Annotated in this window: 17 protein-coding genes; 4 read left to right on the forward strand and 13 right to left on the reverse strand. The window is 60.1% G+C overall.

Features of this window, described 5'->3' with window-relative positions:
* Positions 1 to 17: 17 nt before the first annotated feature.
* From J2Y86_RS19000 to J2Y86_RS19035, 8 genes are all read right to left on the reverse strand, one after another.
* Positions 18 to 1,376 carry an LLM class flavin-dependent oxidoreductase gene (locus tag J2Y86_RS19000; RefSeq protein WP_253434766.1) on the reverse strand — a complete coding sequence of 453 codons (1,359 nt, stop codon included), beginning with the start codon at positions 1,374 to 1,376 and terminating at the stop codon, positions 18 to 20.
* Positions 1,376 to 2,569, reverse strand: a complete 1,194-nt coding sequence (locus J2Y86_RS19005) for an SfnB family sulfur acquisition oxidoreductase (RefSeq protein ID WP_253434769.1) — start codon at positions 2,567 to 2,569, stop codon at positions 1,376 to 1,378. Before J2Y86_RS19005 ends, J2Y86_RS19000 begins: the two co-directional genes overlap by 1 nt.
* A gap of 23 nt (positions 2,570 to 2,592) precedes the next feature.
* Positions 2,593 to 3,834, reverse strand: a complete 1,242-nt coding sequence (locus J2Y86_RS19010; protein WP_253434772.1) for an SfnB family sulfur acquisition oxidoreductase — start codon at positions 3,832 to 3,834, stop codon at positions 2,593 to 2,595.
* A 383-nt stretch (positions 3,835 to 4,217) separates the two neighbouring features.
* Positions 4,218 to 4,982 carry a hypothetical protein gene (locus J2Y86_RS19015; RefSeq protein ID WP_253434776.1) on the reverse strand — a complete coding sequence of 255 codons (765 nt, stop codon included), beginning with the start codon at positions 4,980 to 4,982 and terminating at the stop codon, positions 4,218 to 4,220.
* A gap of 460 nt (positions 4,983 to 5,442) precedes the next feature.
* A complete protein-coding gene (tcyN, locus tag J2Y86_RS19020; RefSeq protein WP_253434779.1) occupies positions 5,443 to 6,198 on the reverse strand; it encodes an L-cystine ABC transporter ATP-binding protein TcyN in 756 nt (251 codons plus the stop codon).
* Between the two features lie 4 nt (positions 6,199 to 6,202).
* Positions 6,203 to 6,868, reverse strand: a complete 666-nt coding sequence (tcyL, locus tag J2Y86_RS19025; RefSeq protein WP_253434782.1) for a cystine ABC transporter permease — start codon at positions 6,866 to 6,868, stop codon at positions 6,203 to 6,205.
* Entirely contained in the window at positions 6,868 to 7,662 is a 795-nt protein-coding gene (tcyJ, locus tag J2Y86_RS19030) for a cystine ABC transporter substrate-binding protein (protein ID WP_253434785.1), read from the reverse strand. The genes tcyL and tcyJ overlap by 1 nt, the downstream gene beginning before the upstream one ends.
* A gap of 337 nt (positions 7,663 to 7,999) precedes the next feature.
* A complete protein-coding gene (locus tag J2Y86_RS19035; protein ID WP_253434788.1) occupies positions 8,000 to 8,998 on the reverse strand; it encodes a D-cysteine desulfhydrase in 999 nt (332 codons plus the stop codon).
* 192 nt (positions 8,999 to 9,190) lie between these two features.
* Between J2Y86_RS19035 and epsC the strand changes: the two genes are divergently transcribed.
* Positions 9,191 to 10,117: a serine O-acetyltransferase EpsC gene (gene epsC, locus J2Y86_RS19040; RefSeq protein ID WP_253434791.1), complete on the forward strand. Its 927-nt coding sequence runs from the start codon at positions 9,191 to 9,193 to the stop codon at positions 10,115 to 10,117.
* 540 nt (positions 10,118 to 10,657) lie between these two features.
* Positions 10,658 to 12,613 carry a choline transporter BetT gene (gene betT / locus J2Y86_RS19045; RefSeq protein WP_253440371.1) on the forward strand — a complete coding sequence of 652 codons (1,956 nt, stop codon included), beginning with the start codon at positions 10,658 to 10,660 and terminating at the stop codon, positions 12,611 to 12,613.
* A 17-nt stretch (positions 12,614 to 12,630) separates the two neighbouring features.
* Here betT and J2Y86_RS19050 read toward each other — a convergent pair whose 3' ends face one another.
* Both J2Y86_RS19050 and J2Y86_RS19055 read right to left on the reverse strand, forming a co-directional pair.
* Complete coding sequence (locus tag J2Y86_RS19050) at positions 12,631 to 12,891, reverse strand: hypothetical protein (protein WP_253434794.1); 261 nt, start codon at positions 12,889 to 12,891, stop codon at positions 12,631 to 12,633.
* Positions 12,892 to 13,085: 194 nt separating this feature from the next.
* A complete protein-coding gene (locus J2Y86_RS19055; protein WP_253434797.1) occupies positions 13,086 to 13,826 on the reverse strand; it encodes an SDR family oxidoreductase in 741 nt (246 codons plus the stop codon).
* A 129-nt stretch (positions 13,827 to 13,955) separates the two neighbouring features.
* On the opposite strand from J2Y86_RS19055, the gene J2Y86_RS19060 reads away from it, so the two are divergent.
* The gene (locus J2Y86_RS19060) at positions 13,956 to 14,846 is read left to right on the forward strand and encodes a LysR family transcriptional regulator (RefSeq protein WP_253434801.1); all 891 of its coding nucleotides are present in this window, start codon (positions 13,956 to 13,958) and stop codon (positions 14,844 to 14,846) included.
* 160 nt (positions 14,847 to 15,006) lie between these two features.
* Positions 15,007 to 16,044 (forward strand): L-glyceraldehyde 3-phosphate reductase, encoded by a 1,038-nt coding sequence (gene mgrA, locus J2Y86_RS19065; RefSeq protein WP_253434804.1) that lies wholly within the window; start codon positions 15,007 to 15,009, stop codon positions 16,042 to 16,044.
* Between the two features lie 163 nt (positions 16,045 to 16,207).
* On the opposite strand, the gene tauD is transcribed toward mgrA, so the two are convergent.
* The 3 genes from tauD to tauB are packed head-to-tail and all read right to left on the reverse strand — an operon-like array spanning position 16,208 to position 18,730.
* Positions 16,208 to 17,050: a taurine dioxygenase gene (gene tauD / locus J2Y86_RS19070; RefSeq protein ID WP_253434807.1), complete on the reverse strand. Its 843-nt coding sequence runs from the start codon at positions 17,048 to 17,050 to the stop codon at positions 16,208 to 16,210.
* A 55-nt stretch (positions 17,051 to 17,105) separates the two neighbouring features.
* Positions 17,106 to 17,939, reverse strand: a complete 834-nt coding sequence (gene tauC / locus J2Y86_RS19075; protein ID WP_253434810.1) for a taurine ABC transporter permease TauC — start codon at positions 17,937 to 17,939, stop codon at positions 17,106 to 17,108.
* Positions 17,936 to 18,730, reverse strand: coding sequence for a taurine ABC transporter ATP-binding subunit (gene tauB / locus J2Y86_RS19080; protein WP_253434813.1), 795 nt, complete (start codon positions 18,728 to 18,730; stop codon positions 17,936 to 17,938). Before tauB ends, tauC begins: the two co-directional genes overlap by 4 nt.
* Positions 18,731 to 18,743: the final 13 nt, after the last annotated feature.

Genomic DNA, 18,743 nt, shown 5'->3' on the forward strand with positions numbered 1-18,743 from the left:
GCTTGCCCGCGAAGCTTTTAGCGTCGGTAAGCCGAACCGGTATGTTGCTCAGCCAGATGCGCCTCACCGTGAAACAGCTTTTCCCGCAAGCTGCCGCTGTCATAAGCCGTCTTGTACGACCCACGTCGTTGCAACTCCGGAATCACCAGTTCTATGAAATCCACATAGCTTTCCGGCGTGACAATTCGCGTCAGGTTGAAGCCATCCAGCCCGGTCTCGGCGATCCACGATTCCAGCTCATCGGCCACTTGCTCCGGTGATCCCACCACGGTGATGTAGCGGCCGCCGAGGGCGTGTTGTTCGAGCAATTTGCGGCGAGTCCAGTCGTTGTTTTGCAGGTTCTTGGTGGCCGACTGAATCGCGTTGCTCTTCACGTACTGGATCGGTTCGTCGATGGCGTACTCGGAGAAATCGATGCCGGTCGACGCCGAGAAATGCGCCACGCCGGCCTCGGCACTGGCGTAGCTCAGGTACTCGGCATGCTTGGCCCAGGCCAGTTCTTCTGTGGCGCCGACAATCACGTTCAACCCCATGAACACTTTGATGTCCTCCGGGTTGCGCCCGGCCTCGACGGCGCTGGCGCGGACCTTGTCGACCTGAACCTTGGTCGACGGTTTGTTCTGGCCGCTGATGAACACGCACTCGGCGTGGCGCCCGGCGAACAGCAAGCCGCGGTCCGAACTGCCGGCCTGGAACAGCACCGGCGTACGCTGCGGCGACGGTTCGCAGAGGTGATAACCCTCGACCTGATAGAACTCGCCCTTGTGCTCGACCTTGTGCACTTTGTCCGGCTGCGCGTAGATCCGTTGCTGCGGATCGTTGAGCACTGCGCCGTTTTCCCAACTGCCTTCCCAGAGTTTGTAGAGCACTTCGAGGTATTCGTCGGCCTGGTCGTAACGCCGGTCGTGTTCCACCTGTTCGCTCAAGCCCATGGCCTTGGCGGCGCTGTCGAGGTAACCGGTGACGATGTTCCAGCCGACCCGACCACGGCTCAAATGATCGAGTGACGACATGCGTCGGGCGAACAGATAGGGCGGTTCGTAAGTCAGGTTGGCGGTCAGCCCGAAACCGAGGTTTTTGGTGACGGCGGCCATCGCCGAGACCAGCAGCAACGGATCGTTCACCGGCAACTGGATCGACTCTTTCAGCGGCACGTCCACCGAGTTCTGGTAGACGTCGTACACGCCGACGATGTCGGCGATGAACAAACCGTCGAACAACCCGCGCTCCAGCAATTGTGCGAGCTCGGTCCAGTATTCGATGGTTTTGTATTGGGTGGAGGTGTCCCGTGGATGCGTCCACAAGCCATGGTTGATGTGCCCGATGCAGTTCATGTTGAACGCGTTGAGCAGGATCTTCTTCTTGGCGTCGGCCATCAGATGGTCCCCCGCAACGGCGGGTTTTCATCGTTGAGGTAATAGTTGCCCACGGCGTGATACTTCCAGCGTACCGGGTCGTGCAGCGTGTGCACCCGAGCGTTGCGCCAGTGGCGATCCAGTCCGTGTTCGATCAGGGTTGCCTGGCTGCCGGCCAGTTCAAACAGCGTGCTGCCGGCGGCGAGGGAGATTTCGGTGCTGATGGCGCGGGCTTCAGCAACGGCAATCGACGCCGCGGCGACGGTCTCGGCGTTGGTCTCGGCCTGGGCCTTGTCGAGGAATTCGCCGGAGCGTTCCAGCAAGGCTTCGGCGGCGTGCAGGCGGATACTCAGGTGGCCAAAACTCTTGATGGTCAGCGGGTCGTCGATGGCTTTTTCGTGCGTGGCGTCGATCCATGGCCGGGTTTTGGTCCGCACAAAATGCAGCGCATCTTCATAGGCGGCGCGGGCGATGCCGGTGTCGATGGCGGCATGAAGAATCTGCGCCAACGGGCCGACGGTCGTCGGACGTTCGAAGGCGCTTTGAAACGGGATCACGTCTTCGGCGGCGACGTAGACGTCTTCGAAGACCACCGAACCGCTACCGGTGGTGCGCTGGCCGAAGCCGCTCCAGTCATCGATGACGGTCAGGCCTTTGCTGTCGCGCGGGACGAATGCGAGTTGCTGCACGCCGTTTTCATCCACCACCGACGTCGGGATGCGTTGCGCGTAGATCGCACCCGTGGCGTAGAACTTGCGGCCGTTGATGCGATAGCCGTCACCGTCGCGGCTCAGGCTGGTAACACGGTCGTGAGCGGTTTTTGTACCGAGTTCGGCGAGGGCATTGCCGAAGCGCTGGCCGGCCAGCACTTCGGCGTAGAGGCGTTTTTTCTGCTCTTCACTGCCATTCACGCGCAGCACTTCGAGGGCATAAAAATGGTTCTGCGGAATTTGTCCGAGGGAGCCGTCAGCCTGGGCGATCAAGGCAATCACCTTGGCCAGCGTGACGTTGGAAACGCCGGCACCGCCATACGCCTTCGGCACGCTGATACCCCACAGGCCCGAGCGCGAAAACACTTCCAGTTCGGGGTGCGGCAAACGGCGTTCGCGGTCGCGCACGGCGCTGTCGCGCTTGAAGTCTTCAGCCAGATCAGTGGCGACAATCAAGGCTTGCTCATCGCTGGTGATGACCGCGACGTGGTGAGAAAGAGTCATGTGCTTCTCCAGAGGTCTGGTCGTTAAATCCAGGAGTGGCGAGCCGGCAGCGTGCCGTTGAGGTGATAAGCGCCGACGGCGTGATATTTCCAGCGCACCGGGTCGTGCAGGGTGTGCACGCGGGCGTTGCGCCAGTGGCGGTCGAGGTTGAATTCGGCGAGGGTGGCGCGGCTGCCGGCCAGTTCGAAGAGCTTTTCGCTGGCCAGCAGCGAGACCTCGGTGGTCAGCACCTTGGCTTCGGCCACGGCAATCGAAGCGCGGGCGGCGGACTCGGCGGTGAGCGGCGCGGCGTTGACCTGATCGAGCACTTGCCCGGCCTTGCGCAGCAGCGCTTCGGCGGCGTGCAGCTCGATTTTCAGCTTGCCGATATCAGCAATCACGTACAGGTCATCGCTGGCGCGTTCGACGTTGGCGTCGATCCACGGCCGTGCGCGGGTTTTCACGAATTCGATGGCATCATCGATGGCGCCGCGAGCGATGCCGGCGTCGATGGCCGCTTGAATCAGTTGCGAAACGGCGCCCTGGATATTCGGCGTGTCGTTGATCTTCCAGTTATCCACCACCAGCTCGGCGTCGACCCGCACGTTGTTGAGCAAAATGGTGCCGCTGGCGGTGGTGCGCTGGCCGAAACCGGACCAGTCATCGACGATGCGCAAACCCGGCGTGCCACGACGGACGAAGGCCAGCACTTGCTTGCCGTCGTCATTCAGCGCCTTGACCGCGACCCAGTGGGCGAACAGGGCGCCGGTGGAATAGAACTTCTGTCCGCTAATGACAAAGCCGTCGCCGTCGGCGGTGATCCGTGCCTTGAGTTCCAGGGTGTTTTTGGTGCCGCGTTCTGGGCCCGCGTTACCGATGCGCCAGCCTTCCAGCACGCTTTTGAACAGCTGCTTTTTCTGCGCTTCGGTGGCGCTGCCGAGCACCAGGTTGAGAATGCCGAACTGGTTCTGCGGGATTTGTCCCAGCGCCGGGTCAGCTGCGGAAATGATCGCGAACACCTCGGCCAGTGTGACGAACGAAACCTGTGGACCGCCGTATTCGCGCGGGATGGCAATGCTGCCCAGGCCGCTACGGGTGAACTGTTCGATTTCCGACCAGGGCAACTTGCGCTGCTGGTCGCGTCTGGCCGCTTGCAGGCGGGCGACATGCGCCAGCTCGTGGGCGGCCTTGATGGCTTGAGCGTCGTTGCGCAAGACCTGCGCGGGCAACAACAACGGGGCGACATCCAGATCACTCTGAATGGTTGCTTCTGCCAGACTGGACATCAGTGCCGCTCCTTGGCTGCACGCAATGCCCTGGCGATGTGCACTGGGGTGATTGTGTTCCGGACCATACCTACCTCACATCTCATGGAACGCCGCGAGAGTTGCGGCGAAGTAAAAACAAGAATGTCCGGTGGTCCGGTGCATATACCCTAAGCGTGTATAAAAAATTAATAAACTAACTTTTAGGAATATGGATAGAAGTGTGTCGTGAGCAACTGTACGCAGGGCAACACTTTGTTTTTGTAGCAACAGATACAGCCTGTGTACTTACCGTAGGAGCGAAGCTTGCTCGCGAAGAACGATAACGCGGTGTGTCAGAACTGACGCCTACGCGAGCAAGTCGGATCGCCGCACCGTTCGCTTCTACAGTGAACGCACAACGTTCAGTGTTTTCGGGGTTCTGCGGCCATGAGCGTTTCTTTTCGCCGGACCGTTGAATAGGGATTCACACACCCGATTTTCAGCGTACGCGCCGGTGCCCAGCGGGAATTGTTACCCACCCGGTCGAGGATGCAGTAAGTCACTTCCAGTCGAAGATCTTCGCCCGCTTCGAGAATGATGGCTGGCGGCACCCAGACCTGAATCGGCTCGCCCACGTCGCTTACCTTGAGCCGTGGCAGGTCCATGCGCACATCGCCCCAGCGCAGGGTGATTTCATCGTCGGCGGCCATGTTCAGGTACGGCTCGATGGTCAAGGGAACGCCACGCTTGATCTGGTGCGGGTTGACGCCCTGACGGCGAATGGTTTCGGGAATGCTCACTGGCGCGAGGTGCTGGTTTTCGTCACCACACAGTGCCGATGGCTGGCCACCCGGGCAGTCGAGCTTGACCTGTACACGGGTTGCCGGTGACAGCGCAGGCCCATGGCCGACCTGCATGAGCCGATAGTGAAGGCGCGAGGAGCCGTTGGCGATGAAGCTTTCCGGCACTCGCAGACTGATCGCTTTTCCGACGTCTTCGGTATTCAGCACCCTGGAAGCCACGTAGCAGTTGTCCCAGAACAGCTCGATCAAGTCGCCTTCATCCATGCCGGGGTAAGGGGCGACGTCGATCAGCAGATGAGCTGCCGAGGTGATGTTGATGCCGCTCTTGTGTGATTGCGCCACGGTCGGCGCCGCAAGTTCGGGTTTGTTCGAAGTGTTTTTCATGGGTTTCTCCTTGAAGTCTTGCAGCGAAGTCCGTTTCTGAAAGAGCTGAATTGCCGAGTAACAAACGGCTCATTACTTTCATATGAAAACAATGATTGGTCATGAATGATTAGATCGGCTGGCGACTAGATAAGAGTGCGCATGAATAACTGTCAATAGAATGAGTTAGTTGGGCAGTGAATCTGATGTTATTCAGAAAACTCCTACACATGCGGGTTAGGAAGCTCCATGGGTTTGTCGAACATGGCCACGGAATCAGCGGGTTTTGAATGCTCAAGGCTGCAGACTACTCGCACGTGAACATTTCGTGGACTTTAGGCGAGGTTGTTCCGTGGCGGGACATATATATGTACCGCATGCGAATATTCAAAGAGGGCTAAATTATATGAGTGTGCTTGAGGGGGGATATGGCGGCGAGATGTAACTTCCGTCCGTGGAAGTTAGATTTTATTGCTGTGGATTAGTTGTGGGCGTTATTCAGAAACTTGCTGAGGAACTGCTTCGTACGTTCTTCTTTAGGATTGGCAAACAACGCCTTGGCTTCGCCTTGTTCGACGATCACACCCTTGTCGAAAAACACCACGCGGTTGGCCACGTCACGGGCAAAACCCATTTCGTGAGTGACGATGACCATGGTGCGTTTCTCCTCGGCCAGGCTGCGGATAGTCGCCAGCACTTCACCCACCAGCTCCGGATCGAGCGCTGAGGTGGGTTCATCGAACAGGATCACTTCCGGCTCCATCGCCAGCGCGCGGGCAATCGCCACCCGCTGTTGCTGCCCACCGGAAAGGCGTCGCGGGTAAGCATCTTCCTTGCCCGCCAGGCCAACCCTGGCCAACAGCTTTTTACCCAGGGCAACGGCGTCGGCGTGCGGGATCTTCTTCACGATGATCGGGCCTTCGATGACGTTTTCCAGGGCGGTGCGATGGGGGAACAGGTTGAAGTTCTGGAACACGAAGCCGACGTGCTGACGCAGGCGCCGCACCAGGTTCTGCTGCTGGTTCAGTGGACGGCTGCCATCGATTTCGATGTCACCGACCTTGATCCGGCCACTGGTGGGTTCTTCCAGGAAGTTCAGGCAACGCAGGAACGTGGTTTTACCCGAGCCGCTCGGCCCGATGATCGCCACGACCTCGCCTTCCTTCACTTCCAGATCGATGCCGTTGAGCACGACTTGACCCTTGAACTGCTTTGTCAGTTTTTCCACGACAATCATGGGGTCAGGACTCCTGGTCGTGCCGATTGACCCGCTCTTCCAACTTGTTCTGCAGGTGCGACAGCACCGTGGCCAGAATCCAGTAGATCAGCGCGGCGGCAAGATACATGGTGAAAATTTCGAAGGTACGCGCGGTAATCAGCTGCGCCTGGCGGAACAGTTCCGGCACCTGAATGGTGGCGGCCAGCGCCGTGTCCTTGACCAGCGAGATGAAGCTGTTGCCCAGTGGTGGCAGCGCCGTGCGCATCGCCTGCGGCAGGATGGCCCGGCGCAGGGTCTGCGCGCGGGTCATGCCGATACTCGCGGCGGCTTCCCACTGGCCGCGCTCGATGGAGCTGATCGCGGAACGCAGGATTTCGCAGGCGTAGGCCGCCATGTTCAGCGAGAAGCCGATCAGGGCCGCCGGCAGCGGATCCAGTTCGATGCCCAATTGCGGCAAGCCGTAATAGATCACGAACAGTTGCACCAGCAACGGCGTGCCGCGAAAGAACGACACGTAGATGCGGGCAAGCCAGCTCACCAGTTTGAAGCGCGACAGGCGCATCAACGCCAGGCCAAAGCCCATCACCAGGCCGAAGAACATTCCGCCCAGACTGAGGATTACCGTGTAGTACGCGCCCTTCAGCAGGAAGGGCGCGGAGTCCAGCGCAAGTTGGAAAGCTTCTTCCATTATTGAGTGACGTCAGCGCTGAAGTATTTTTCCGAAAGCTTTTTCAGCGTGCCATCGGAGCGCAGCTTGTCGATGGCCTTGTTCACCGCTGCCAGCAGCTCAGGCTCGCCTTTGCGCAGGGCAACACCGGCTTCCTGGCGGGAGAATGCTTCGCCGGCAGCGGAGGTGTCCTTGGCTTTCTTGGCGTATTCCAGTGCGGCGAGGCGGTCGATCAGAATGGCGTCGATACGGCCTACGCGCAGATCCTGGAACTTGGTCGGATCATCTTCGTATGTGCGGATGTCTGCCTTCGGTACGTTTTCTTTCACCCACTGCTCGTAGTTGGTGCCCAGACCGACACCTACTTTCTTGCCGGCCAGGTCGGCGGCGGTCTTGATGGTGTCTTTGTTCTTGGTCAGGGTCAGCGCCTGAATCCCGGAAACGGTGTACGGCTCGGAGAAGTCATACTTCTTCTTGCGCTCTTCGGAGATGGTCACCTGGTTGATGACCGCGTCCAGACGCTTGGATTCCAGCGCCGCGAGGATGCCGTCCCATTTGGTCGGTTGCAGTTTGACCTTCACGCCCAGCTCTTTGGCCAGGGCTTCGGAGAACTCGACTTCGAAGCCGGCCAGTTTGCCGTCGGCGTCGACGAAACTGAACGGTGGGTAAGTGCCTTCCAGGCCGACGTTGATCACGCCTGCATCCTTGATTTTTTGCAGCTGCTCACCGGCAACCGCTTGCCCCAGCAGGCCGGCGCTCAGCGCCAGACCCAGCGAACCCACCAGCAGATTTCGACGTAGTGCGGAAAAATTCATGACAAGCCCCTGTGTTTTCTTATGAAGACGCTTTTAGGAATGTTGGCAAAATCGGGATTTGGACGACTGCGATATCCTGCCCTAAAGCAGCGTATGCGTCTCGCTGCAAATTCGCCTGCGGCGTGACTATATGACGACGCTTTTAGATAGGAAAATAATAAATACGATCTTTGTTATTCTTAAATGGAATATACAATCGACTCGGTCCCCTGTGGCGAGGGGGTTTACCCCCCGTTGGGTCGCGCAGCGACCCCTGCGTCCGTCAGCCATCCGTGCCAGCTGCTTTACGACGGCTGCGCAGCCCAGCGGGAGCAAGCTCCCTCGCCACAAAAGCCCTTCAGCCAGTCAGTGAGTCCTTGTAGGCAAACAACGCCGGCGCCCCGCCGGTGTGCAGGAAGATGATCGGCCCTTCATCAAAACGCTGACGACCAATTCCGTCGAGCAAACCGGCCATGGCCTTGCCGGTATACACCGGGTCCAGCAGCAAACCTTCCTGACTCGCCACCAGCTTCACCGCCGACAGCGTCCCGGCATTCGGCTCGCCATAACGCGGAGCAAAATATTCGTCCCACAACTCGACCTTGAAGCTGTCCGGCAGGCTCACGTCCAACAACGCCGCGGTACGCTCGACCAATCCCTGTACCTTGGGCCGCTGATCTTCATCGCTGCGGGACACCGTCACGCCAATCACTGGCAAATCCGGCAGTGCTTCGCTCAACGCGAGTGCCAGGCCGCTGTGAGTGCCGGCGCTGCCGGAGGCCAACACCACCGCAGCGAACGTCAGGCCGGTGTCCTTGATCTGCTCGGCCAGTTCCAGCCCGGCACGCACATAACCCAAAGCGCCCAATGCGTTCGAGCCACCGATCGGCACCAGATACGGTTTTTTGCCATTGCTGCGCAGGCGTGCGGCCAATGCTTCCAGTTGCTCGTCGGCGTTGTCGAGGTTTTCCACCAACTCGACCTTGGTATCGAACAGGTCGAGCAAAAGCCGATTGCCGTTGCCGACATAGTTGGCGTCGTCGGTGCCCAAAGGATTTTCCAGCAGCGCGACACAACCCAGGCCCAGTTTCGCTGCGAGAGCCGCTGTCTGGCGCACGTGGTTGGATTGCAGCGCGCCAGCGGTGATCAGCGTGTCGGCACCCTGGGCCAGTGCATCGGCGGCCAGGTATTCGAGCTTGCGCAGTTTGTTGCCGCCCATCGCCAGTGGCGTCAGGTCGTCGCGTTTGACGTACACGTCGCGGCCCAGCCAGGTCGACAGGCGTTCGAGTTTTTCCAGAGGGGTCGGGTGGCCGAGTAGATCGAGGCGGGCAAAACGGGCGAGCTGTTGTTTGATCATGGGTCCGTACTGGCGGTGGGAGATGACAGGACTATAGGCACGGCTATAAGTGTGGGCAACCGGCAAGGTGACTTATAGCCAAACGTGCTGAGCACAGCACAATCGGTTCTTAATTCGGCTTCCAGACCTTGCCGTAAAGTAATCGCCGTCAGCGCGGCCAGACAGTCCGGCCGCCCGTGTGGAGTTTTTACCGTGAGCGAGCGTTCCAGCCATTGGCAATTGCAGACCATCGTCAGCCAGCTGCGCACGGCGCGTGCGCAGTGGCGTGCCCAAAATGGCCGTGCCAGCACCGAGCAGGGTGGGCGCGAATTGCCTTCGCGAGCGGCCATGGCGGAGATTCTTGAAGCTCTCTGCGGGGCGTTGTTCCCGATGCGCCTGGGACCTGTGGATTTGCGCGAAGAAAGTGAAGACTTCTACGTCGGTCACACCCTCGATGTGGCACTGAATGCACTGCTGGCGCAGGCACGACTCGAATTGCACTACGCCGCACGCCACAGTCAGCAGGCGGAGGCGGACATCGAGGCAAAAACCATCCAGATCATTCAGGATTTCGCACTCGCCTTGCCGGGACTGCGCAGTTTGTTGGATAGCGACGTGCTGGCGGCCTATCACGGTGACCCGGCGGCTCGCAGCGTCGATGAAGTGTTGCTGTGCTATCCGGGGATTCTGGCGGTGATTCACCATCGTCTTGCACACCATTTGTATCGCGCCGGGTTGCCGTTGCTGGCGCGGATCAGTTCGGAAATTGCCCACTCGGCGACCGGTATCGACATCCACCCGGGCGCGCAAATCGGTCGCAGCTTCTTCATCGACCACGGGACGGGCGTGGTGATCGGCGAGACCGCGATCATCGGCGAACGCGTGCGGATTTATCAGGCAGTGACTCTGGGCGCCAAGCGCTTCCCGTCGGATGAAGACGGCCAGTTGCAGAAGGGCCATCCGCGGCATCCGATTGTCGAGGATGATGTGGTGATCTATGCCGGCGCGACGATTCTGGGGCGGATCACCATCGGCAAGGGCTCGACCATTGGCGGCAACGTCTGGCTGACCCGCAGCGTGCCAGCGGGGTGCAACCTGACCCAGGCGAATCTTCAGCATGATGATGGGACGCAGAAGTAAGTCTCGAGATCTCTAGTGGTCTTGCTGACGCTATCGCGGGCAAGCCACGCTCCCACAGGTTTTGTGTCGAACCTGAATTTTGTGAACGACATAAAACCTGTGGGAGCGTGGCTTGCCCGCGATTGTTTTCAAGCCGAACCCGGAAAATGGCATTTCCTTAATTTCCCTCTGAACGAATCCCCCAAACCCCACGTCATACCCATCCTTGAGCTAGCGTACACAAACAAGCTTTTGTGGCGAGGAAGCTTGCTCCCGCTCGGTTGCGAAGCAGCCGCATCCCCGGCTAAAACCGGGGTGCCGCTTCGCGACATAACGGGGGCAAGCCCCCTCGCCACAGGGTACCGCCGAGCCCTGCGATTAGTCCTTAGCACCCTATTCATGTTTAACTTGAACGCTCATTCAAGTTAAACCACCGGTTTGCTGCCCGTTCACAACAGGAGGCTTGCCCTTGCCGAGTCCGTTACTGATTGCCCGGTTTCACCCCCTTGAGGCGCACCTTTCATGAGTGCACCGTCCACCCCCGCCAGCGGCCAGGTCCGCATGAATCCGCCGGTGTTCTACTTCGCGGCGACCTTCATCCTGCTCTTCGGCATCGTCGTCATCGCCATGCCTGAACAGGCCGGCGCCTGGCTGCTGCAAGCGCAAAACTGGGCGGCCAACACGGTCGGCTGGTACTACATGCTCGCGATGACCCTGTATCTGGTCTTCGTGGTGGTCACCGCCTTGTCCGGCTACGGCAAGATCAAGCTCGGTGCCGACCACGACGAGCCCGAATTCAGTTACCTGTCCTGGGCCGGCATGCTGTTCGCCGCCGGGATCAGCATCACGCTGTTCTTCTTTTGCGTGTCCGAACCGCTGACGCACCTGTCGCAACCGCCGCAAGGCGAGGCCGGCACGGCGGACGCGGCGCGCCAGGCAATGCAGATTCTGTTTCTGCACTGGGGCCTGCACGGCTGGGGTGTGTTTGCCTTCGTCGGCATGGCACTCGCCTATTTCGCCTACCGCCACAATCTGCCGCTGGCCTTGCGTTCGGCGCTGTATCCGCTGATCGGCAAACGCATCAACGGCCCAATCGGATACGCGGTGGACGGCTTCGGCATCATCGCCACGGTGTTCGGCCTCGGTGCCGACATGGGCTTCGGCGTGTTGCACCTCAACTCGGGGCTCGACTACCTGTTCGGCGTCGCGCACACCCAGTGGATTCAGGTCGGCCTGATCACGCTGATGATGGGAGCGGCGATCATCGTCGCGGTGTCCGGCGTCGATAAGGGCGTGCGGGTGATGTCCGACATCAACATGCTGCTGGCCTGTGCGCTGCTGCTGTTCGTGTTGTTCGCCGGCCCGACGCAGCACTTGCTCAACACCCTGATCCAGAACATCGGTGACTACCTCGGCGCGTTGCCGATGAAAAGTTTCGACCTCTACGCCTACGACAAACCCAGCGACTGGCTGGGCGGCTGGACAGTGTTCTATTGGGCCTGGTGGATTGCATGGTCGCCGTTCGTGGGCCTGTTCATCGCCCGGATCTCCCGTGGCCGGACCATCCGCGAATTCGTCTTCGGCGTGCTGTTGATCCCGCTCGGTTTCACCCTGGCGTGGATGTCGATCTTCGGCAACAGCGCCATCGATCAGGTGCTCAATCACGGCATGAGCGCCCTCGGCATGTCGGCCATCGACAACCCCTCAATGACCCTCTACCTGCTGCTGGAAACCTACCCGTGGAGCAAAACCGTGATTGCGGTCACGGTGTTCATCAGCTTCGTGTTCTTCGTCACCTCGGCCGATTCCGGCACCGTGGTGCTGTCGACGCTCTCCGCCAAGGGCGGCAACCCGGATGAAGACGGGCCGAAATGGCTGCGGGTGTTCTGGGGCGCGATGACCGCGCTGGTGACCAGTGCGCTGCTGTTTTCCGGCAGCATCGATGCGCTGAAGTCGGCAGTGGTGCTGACCTCTTTACCGTTCTCGATGATTTTGCTGCTGATGATGTGGGGACTGCACAAGGCGTTTTATCTGGAGTCGCAAAAGCAGATCGCGCAGTTGCATTCCCTGGCGCCTGTGTCCGGTTCCAGGCGTGGCGGATGGCGTCAACGCTTGAGTCAGGCGGTGCATTTCCCGTCGCGGGATGAGGTCTATCGCTTCCTCGACACGACGGTGCGCCCGGCGATTGAAGAAGTCACCGCGGTGTTCGTCGAGAAGGGCTTGAATGTGGTCACTCAGCCCGATCCGGCGAACGACAGCGTCAGCCTGGAAATCGGTCACGGCGAGCAGCATCCGTTCATCTATCAGGTGCAGATGCGTGGTTACTTTACGCCGTCCTTCGCCCGTGGCGGCATGGGTTCCAAGGAGCTCAACAATCGCCGTTATTATCGGGCCGAAGTGCATTTGAGCGAGGGCAGTCAGGACTACGATCTGGTGGGCTACACCAAGGAGCAGGTCATCAACGACATCCTCGATCAGTACGAGCGGCACATGCAGTTTTTGCATTTGGTGCGTTGACCGGCAACCGGTGGCGCTCAGGTCTCGCTGCTCATCACCATGAACAGCACCAGCGCCGCCACCGGTATACCAAACACCACGCTGCCGACCACCAGCTCCGTCGTCACGGACTGGCCGGCAGTGACCACGCCGATGGCACCGTTGATCATCGTCAGGGCCAGCCACAGGATGATGAAACTGTAGGTCAGGGTCTGCCGACCGAAGCCGATTTTCTCGCCGATGAACAGCATCAGCGCCAGGAGGACCAGGCCGAAGAAGATGATGATGGTGGTGTGCATGGTGTGTTCCTCCCTTCAGATGTGCTTCGCCTGTAAAGCCGCCTTCGCGGGCAAGCCCGCTCCCACATAGTGCTCTGTAGTACAAAAATTTTGTGTTCAATCGAGATCGAATGTGGGAGCGGGCTTGCTCGCGAAGGGGGCATCTCGGTCTCCCTGCTCACCTTTGAGCATAGGCGTCGGTGCGCGCTCTGTGCTTAAACCAACCCGCCATTGACCCGCAGGATCTGCCCGTTGACCCACGCCGAATCCGGCCCGACGAGGAAGGACACAACGCGGGAGATATCCTCCGGCTGGGCCAGGCGTTCCAGCGGTGGCATCCTGGCGAAGGTTTGAATTTGCTCTTCGCTCTTGCCGTGAAGGAACAGATCGGTCGCCACCGGGCCGGGGGCGACGGCGTTGACGGTGATGTGGCGGCCGCGCATTTCCTTGGCGAACACCTGAGTCAGGGATTCCACCGCCGCTTTGCTGGCGATGTATACCGCGTAACCCGGCAAGTTCATACCGACGGTGCTGCTGGAAAAGTTGACGATCCGCCCGCCGCTGTTCAGGCGTGTCGCCGCTTCACGCAACGTGTTGAACGTGCCGCGAGCGTGGATGTTGAAGTTCTGGTCGAACAGCTCGTCAGTGTGTTGCGCCAGCGGCATCACTTTGAGAATGCCGGCGTTGTTGATCAACACATCGACTTTGCCCAGCTGCGTTTCGGTTTCATCGAACATCCGGCGTACGTCGTCGGCATTGGCCACGTCAGCCTTGATCGCTATGGCTTGATGGCCGGCCTGACGCAACTCGACAACCAGTCTGGATGCTTCGGAGGCGCTGCTGGCGTAGTTGATGGCGACGGCGAAACCTTCGCTGGCCAGTTGTCTGGCGATGACAGCGCCGATGCCGCGGGAGGCGCCGGTCACGATGGCAACTTTCGACGTTTGAGTCGTCATGGTGGTGAATCCTTTGAAGGTGTTGGTTGGGGTTGAAGCCAGATTCACATGTTTACTCAGGTCGATAAATGCACGAGAGTTGCCTTGACTGTTCAATAATCGCCAACAATCGAAGCCCCGGAGCGCAGCGTGGATCAAGTCAAGGCAATGAAGGTTTTCGTGCGGATCTACGAGCGCAGCAGCTTCACACTGGCTGCCGAAGACCTGAACCTGCCGCGAGCAACCCTGACCCACACGCTGAATCAGTTCGAAGCCTGGCTGGGCACGCGTTTACTGGAGCGCAGCACGCGCAAGGTGCGTCCAACACTGGATGGCGAGGCGTACTACCTGCGTTGTGTGCAGTTGCTGGCGGAGCTGGAAGAAGCCGAACTGGCCTTTCGCAGCGTGGCGCCGAAGGGACGATTGCGCGTGGATTTGCATGGCACGCTGGCCAGGCATTTCGTGATCCCTGCGTTGCCGCAGTTCATGGCCCGTTACCCGGATATCGAACTGTCCATCAGCGAGGCGGACCGTCTCGTCGACCTGATTGCCGAAGGTGTCGACTGCGTACTGCGCGCAGGCACCCTCGGCGACTCGGCGTTGATCGGCAAACGTGTGGCCAACCTGCGGCAGATCACCTGCGCCAGCCCTGCGTATCTGCGCAAATACGGTGAGCCGAAAACCCTCGAAGACCTGAAACACCATCGCGCGGTGAACTACGTCTCGCGCACCACGGCCAAGTTGTTTCCGTTCGAATTCATGGTCGATGGCGAGTTGAAGGAAGTGGCCATCGACGGCGCGATTTCGGCGTTCGGCGCGGAAATCTACGCCGCGTCGGCCATTGCCGGACTGGGTTTGATCCAGTGCCCGCATTACCGAATGGAATCGTTGATTGCACAGGGGGTGGTGCAGGAAATCCTGATCGACACCCCACCGCCGCCGATGCCGGTTTCAGTGCTGTATCCGCACAACCGACACATGTCGCCACGGGTTCGGGTGTTTGTGGATTGGTTGGGGGAGGTGTTTGCGGGGGCCGTTTGAAGGCGGGTGATAATTGCGAGAAAACCGGCGCTGAAGATGAAACTTGTGAAACGTTTCAGCATTTCCTCGAGTCCGAGGTTTATCGGCGTTTGTCTGGGCGTATGCTGGGCAACTTGCGAAGCAGTCGATACCAACTTCAAGACAGACAAGAGAGGATTCGATGACCTACACCGCTGCCGAAAACCGCTACGATTCCATCCCTTACCGCCGCGTCGGTCGCAGCGGTCTGGTGTTGCCGGCGTTGTCCCTGGGCCTGTGGCACAACTTCGGCGACAGCACACCGATCGACACCCAGCGTTCGTTGCTGCGCACGGCGTTCGATCTGGGGATCAACCACTTCGACCTGGCCAACAACTACGGCCCGCCGTACGGCAGTGCCGAAATCAATTTCGGCCGTTTGCTGCGCGAAGACTTCAAGCAGTATCGCGATGAGCTGATCATTTCCAGCAAGGCCGGTTGGGACATGTGGCCCGGTCCTTATGGGCAGGGCGGCGGTTCGCGCAAATACGTGCTCGCCAGTCTTGATCAGAGCCTGCAGCGCCTGGGCCTGGATTATGTGGATATTTTCTATTCGCACCGCTTCGATCCGGACACTCCGCTGGAGGAAACCGCCAGCGCATTGGCTACGGCGGTGCAGCAGGGCAAGGCGTTGTACATCGGCATCTCGTCGTATTCCGGGGTGAAAACCCGTGAGATGGCGGCGCTGTTGAAAGAGTGGAAAGTGCCGTTGCTGATTCACCAGCCGGCCTACAACCTGCTCAATCGCTGGGTGGAAAAGGACCTGCTGGACGTCACCGACGAACTGGGCACCGGTGTGATTGCGTTCACGCCGTTGGCGCAGGGTTTGTTGACCGACAAATACCTCAACGGCATTCCGAAGGACGCGCGGGTCAATCGTCCGGGCGGCGGTTCCTTGCAGTCATCGCACCTGTCGGAGGCCAACATCGCCCATGTGCGCGGGCTCAACGAAATCGCCAAGCGTCGCGGTCAGAGCCTGGCGCAACTGGCGTTGGCCTGGACGCTGCGCGATCCGCGCGTGACCTCGGCGCTGATCGGTGCGAGCCGGCCGGAGCAGATCATCGAGAACGTTGGGGCGTTGAAGAATTTGAGCTTCAGTGGGGAGGAGTTGGCGGAGATTGACCGGTTCGCCCAAGAGGGCGGGATCAATCTTTGGGAGAAGCCTTCGACGGCTGAGTAAGCGCCAGGCGCCGGAGCCTCTGACGCCTGTTACATCGCTATCGCGGGCAAGCCCGCTCCCACAGGATTATCGGTTGGCCACAGAGTGTTGGTTCAACACATAAACCCTGTGGGAGCGGGCTTGCCCGCGATGGGGCCATCACGTTCAGTAAAGAAGCTGGCTGTTACCGAAAAAACGGCACATCCCCCAACACCGTCGCCCGCTGCATCACCCGCCGCGCCGGTCGGTAATCATCCACCGCGTAATGCTGCGTCACGCGGTTATCCCAGAACGCCACGTCATCCTTCTGCCAGCGCCAGCGAATGGTGAATTCGGGGCGTGTTGCATGGGCAAACAAAAACTTCAGGATCACCTCGCTCTCGGTTTCCGACAGCTCATTGATCTTCGCCGTGAAGCCTTCATTGACGAACAGCGAGCGGCGTCCGCTCACCGGGTGCGTGCGGATGACCGGGTGCGACAGCGGCGGATTTTTCCGGCGTGCCTCTTCCCACTGCGCCAGCGCCTCAGGCGTATTGCCGTAGCGTTCCAGCGGAAACGAGCGAGTGAAATCGTGGGTCGCCGTCAGCCCTTCAAGCAAACTCTTCATCGGCGCGGACAACGCTTCATACGCTGCAATGCCACTGGCCCACAACGTGTCGCCACCAAACTCCGGCAGCAACTTGGCGCTGAGCACCGCGCCCAGCGCCGGGGTCGGCAGGAAGGTCACGTCGGTGTGCCAGATGGCGTTGTCGCGTACGTCGGTGACGGCGGTGTCGAGGATCAGCACCTCCGGCTGTTCGGGCACATTCGGGTAGATCGGGTGAATGTGCAGATCGCCAAAATTGGCGGCGAAACGCGCCTGTTGCTGCGGCGTGATCGGTTGGTCGCGGAAGAACAGCACTTGATGCTTGAGCAGCGCCTGCTCGATGACATCGCGTTGTTCCAGATTTAGCGGCTGACTGATGTCGATGCCGTTGATTTGCGCGCCGAGCGCGGAGCTGAGGGGGACGATTGTCAGGTGGCTCATGGTCTTTCTCTTCAATCCGGGGTGCCGAGCTGTCGGCATGGTCAATGACAAGTCTTTAGTGAGCCTGGCCGTGCCACGGCACCAGTTTGCGCTGCAGGGCGCGCAGACCCATTTCCATGGCAAAGGCGATCAGCGCAATCACCAGAATCCCCAGCACCACCACATCGGTGACCAGGAACTGCGCGGCTGACTGGACCATGAAGCCCAAACCGCTGGTGGCGGCGATCAGTTCGGCGGCGACCAACGTCGACCAGCCCACACCCAGGCCAATGCGCACGCCAGTCAAAATATCCGGCAAGGCGCTCGGCAGAATCACATGGCGAATCAATTGCGCGCGGGTCGCACCCAGCGACTGCGCGGCGCGCAACTTGGCCGGGTCGACGGTGCGCACGCCGGTCGCGGTCGCGATGGCGATCGGGGCGAAAATCGCCAGGTAGATCAGCAAGACCTTCGACAATTCACCAATGCCGCACCAGATAACGATCAGCGGCAAATAGGCCAGTGGTGGAATCGGACGGTAGAACTCGATCAGTGGATCGAGAATGCCGCGCGCGATGCGGTTGGCACCGATCGCAATGCCGACCGGCACGGCGGTCAGCACGGCAAAACCGAGACCCAGACCGATGCGGCTAAGACTGGCGCCCAAGTGCTGCCACAGCGTCGAATCCATGTAGCCGCTGGTCACCAGCAGCCAGCCTTTTTGCAGCACGGCGGATGGCGGCGGCAGAAACAGAGGTTCGATCATTCCTGTGGCGGTAACGGCCCACCAAATAGCGACCAGCGCGACCAGGGTCAACACACTGATCCATCGGGTGCTCAAACTGCGACGGACAGGAATGACCGTCGCACCCGGTTTCACCGTCACGGCCGGAATTTCATAGCTGCTCATGCGCGCTCCTGCCGCGTGGCGGCGCTGCGTTGGGAGAACACTTTGGCGAGTACGTGTTCGCGGGTTTCGATAAAACGCGGGTCGGATTTGATCGACCGTGCGGACTCGCCGGCGGCGTAACGCTGACCGAAATCCAGGCTCAGGCGCTCGACGATTTGCCCGGGGTTTGGCGCCAGCAGAATCAGGTCCGTGGCGAGGAACACCGCTTCCTCGATGTCGTGGGTAATCAGGAACACCGGTTTGGCAGTGCGCTGCCACACTTGCAGCAGCAACTCCTGCATCTGTTCACGGGTGAAGGCGTCGAGGGCGCCGAAAGGTTCGTCCATCAGCAATACGCGAGGGTCGGCGGCGAGTGCGCGAGCGAGGCCGACACGTTGCTTCTGGCCGCCCGAGAGCTGCCAGATGCGGCGATGCTCGAAACCGGAAAGGTCCACCAGTGCGAGCATTTCCCGGGCGCGGATTTCGCGTTTGTCCCGGGAAACACCGGCCAGTTCCAGACCGAAACCCACGTTGGCCAGCACGTCCTGCCAAGGCAACAAGGCATCGTCCTGGAACACCACGCCACGTTCGGCGCTCGGGCCTTTGACGGGCACGCCATCGAGGGTGACGCGCCCGGCGCTGGGTTCGACGAAACCGGCAATCAGGTTCAACAGCGAAGTCTTGCCACTGCCGGACGGGCCGAGGGCGACCAGCAACTGCTGGGGCCCAAGACTCAGGGAAATATCCGCCAATACCGGTTCCGGGCTACCGGGGTACTGTGCGCTGATGCGCTCCAGCTGTAGCAAAGCCATCGCAAATAACTCC

It is taken from the genome of Pseudomonas migulae, from assembly GCF_024169315.1.
GTDB classification, from domain to species: Bacteria; Pseudomonadota; Gammaproteobacteria; order Pseudomonadales; family Pseudomonadaceae; genus Aquipseudomonas; species Aquipseudomonas migulae_B.

Excerpts from the sequence above, each read along its gene's own strand:
- J2Y86_RS19000 (WP_253434766.1), bottom strand. The coding sequence starts at position 1,376 with ATGGCCGACGCCAAGAAGAAGATCCTGCTCAACGCGTTCAACATGAAC.
- J2Y86_RS19005 (WP_253434769.1), bottom strand. The coding sequence starts at position 2,569 with ATGACTCTTTCTCACCACGTCGCGGTCATCACCAGCGATGAGCAAGCC.
- J2Y86_RS19010 (WP_253434772.1), bottom strand. The coding sequence starts at position 3,834 with ATGTCCAGTCTGGCAGAAGCAACCATTCAGAGTGATCTGGATGTCGCC.
- J2Y86_RS19015 (WP_253434776.1), bottom strand. The coding sequence starts at position 4,982 with ATGAAAAACACTTCGAACAAACCCGAACTTGCGGCGCCGACCGTGGCG.
- tcyN (WP_253434779.1), bottom strand. The coding sequence starts at position 6,198 with ATGATTGTCGTGGAAAAACTGACAAAGCAGTTCAAGGGTCAAGTCGTG.
- tcyL (WP_253434782.1), bottom strand. The coding sequence starts at position 6,868 with ATGGAAGAAGCTTTCCAACTTGCGCTGGACTCCGCGCCCTTCCTGCTG.
- tcyJ (WP_253434785.1), bottom strand. The coding sequence starts at position 7,662 with ATGAATTTTTCCGCACTACGTCGAAATCTGCTGGTGGGTTCGCTGGGT.
- J2Y86_RS19035 (WP_253434788.1), bottom strand. The coding sequence starts at position 8,998 with ATGATCAAACAACAGCTCGCCCGTTTTGCCCGCCTCGATCTACTCGGC.
- betT (WP_253440371.1), top strand. The coding sequence starts at position 10,658 with ATGAATCCGCCGGTGTTCTACTTCGCGGCGACCTTCATCCTGCTCTTC.
- J2Y86_RS19050 (WP_253434794.1), bottom strand. The coding sequence starts at position 12,891 with ATGCACACCACCATCATCATCTTCTTCGGCCTGGTCCTCCTGGCGCTG.
- J2Y86_RS19055 (WP_253434797.1), bottom strand. The coding sequence starts at position 13,826 with ATGACGACTCAAACGTCGAAAGTTGCCATCGTGACCGGCGCCTCCCGC.
- mgrA (WP_253434804.1), top strand. The coding sequence starts at position 15,007 with ATGACCTACACCGCTGCCGAAAACCGCTACGATTCCATCCCTTACCGC.
- tauD (WP_253434807.1), bottom strand. The coding sequence starts at position 17,050 with ATGAGCCACCTGACAATCGTCCCCCTCAGCTCCGCGCTCGGCGCGCAA.
- tauC (WP_253434810.1), bottom strand. The coding sequence starts at position 17,939 with ATGAGCAGCTATGAAATTCCGGCCGTGACGGTGAAACCGGGTGCGACG.
- tauB (WP_253434813.1), bottom strand. The coding sequence starts at position 18,730 with ATGGCTTTGCTACAGCTGGAGCGCATCAGCGCACAGTACCCCGGTAGC.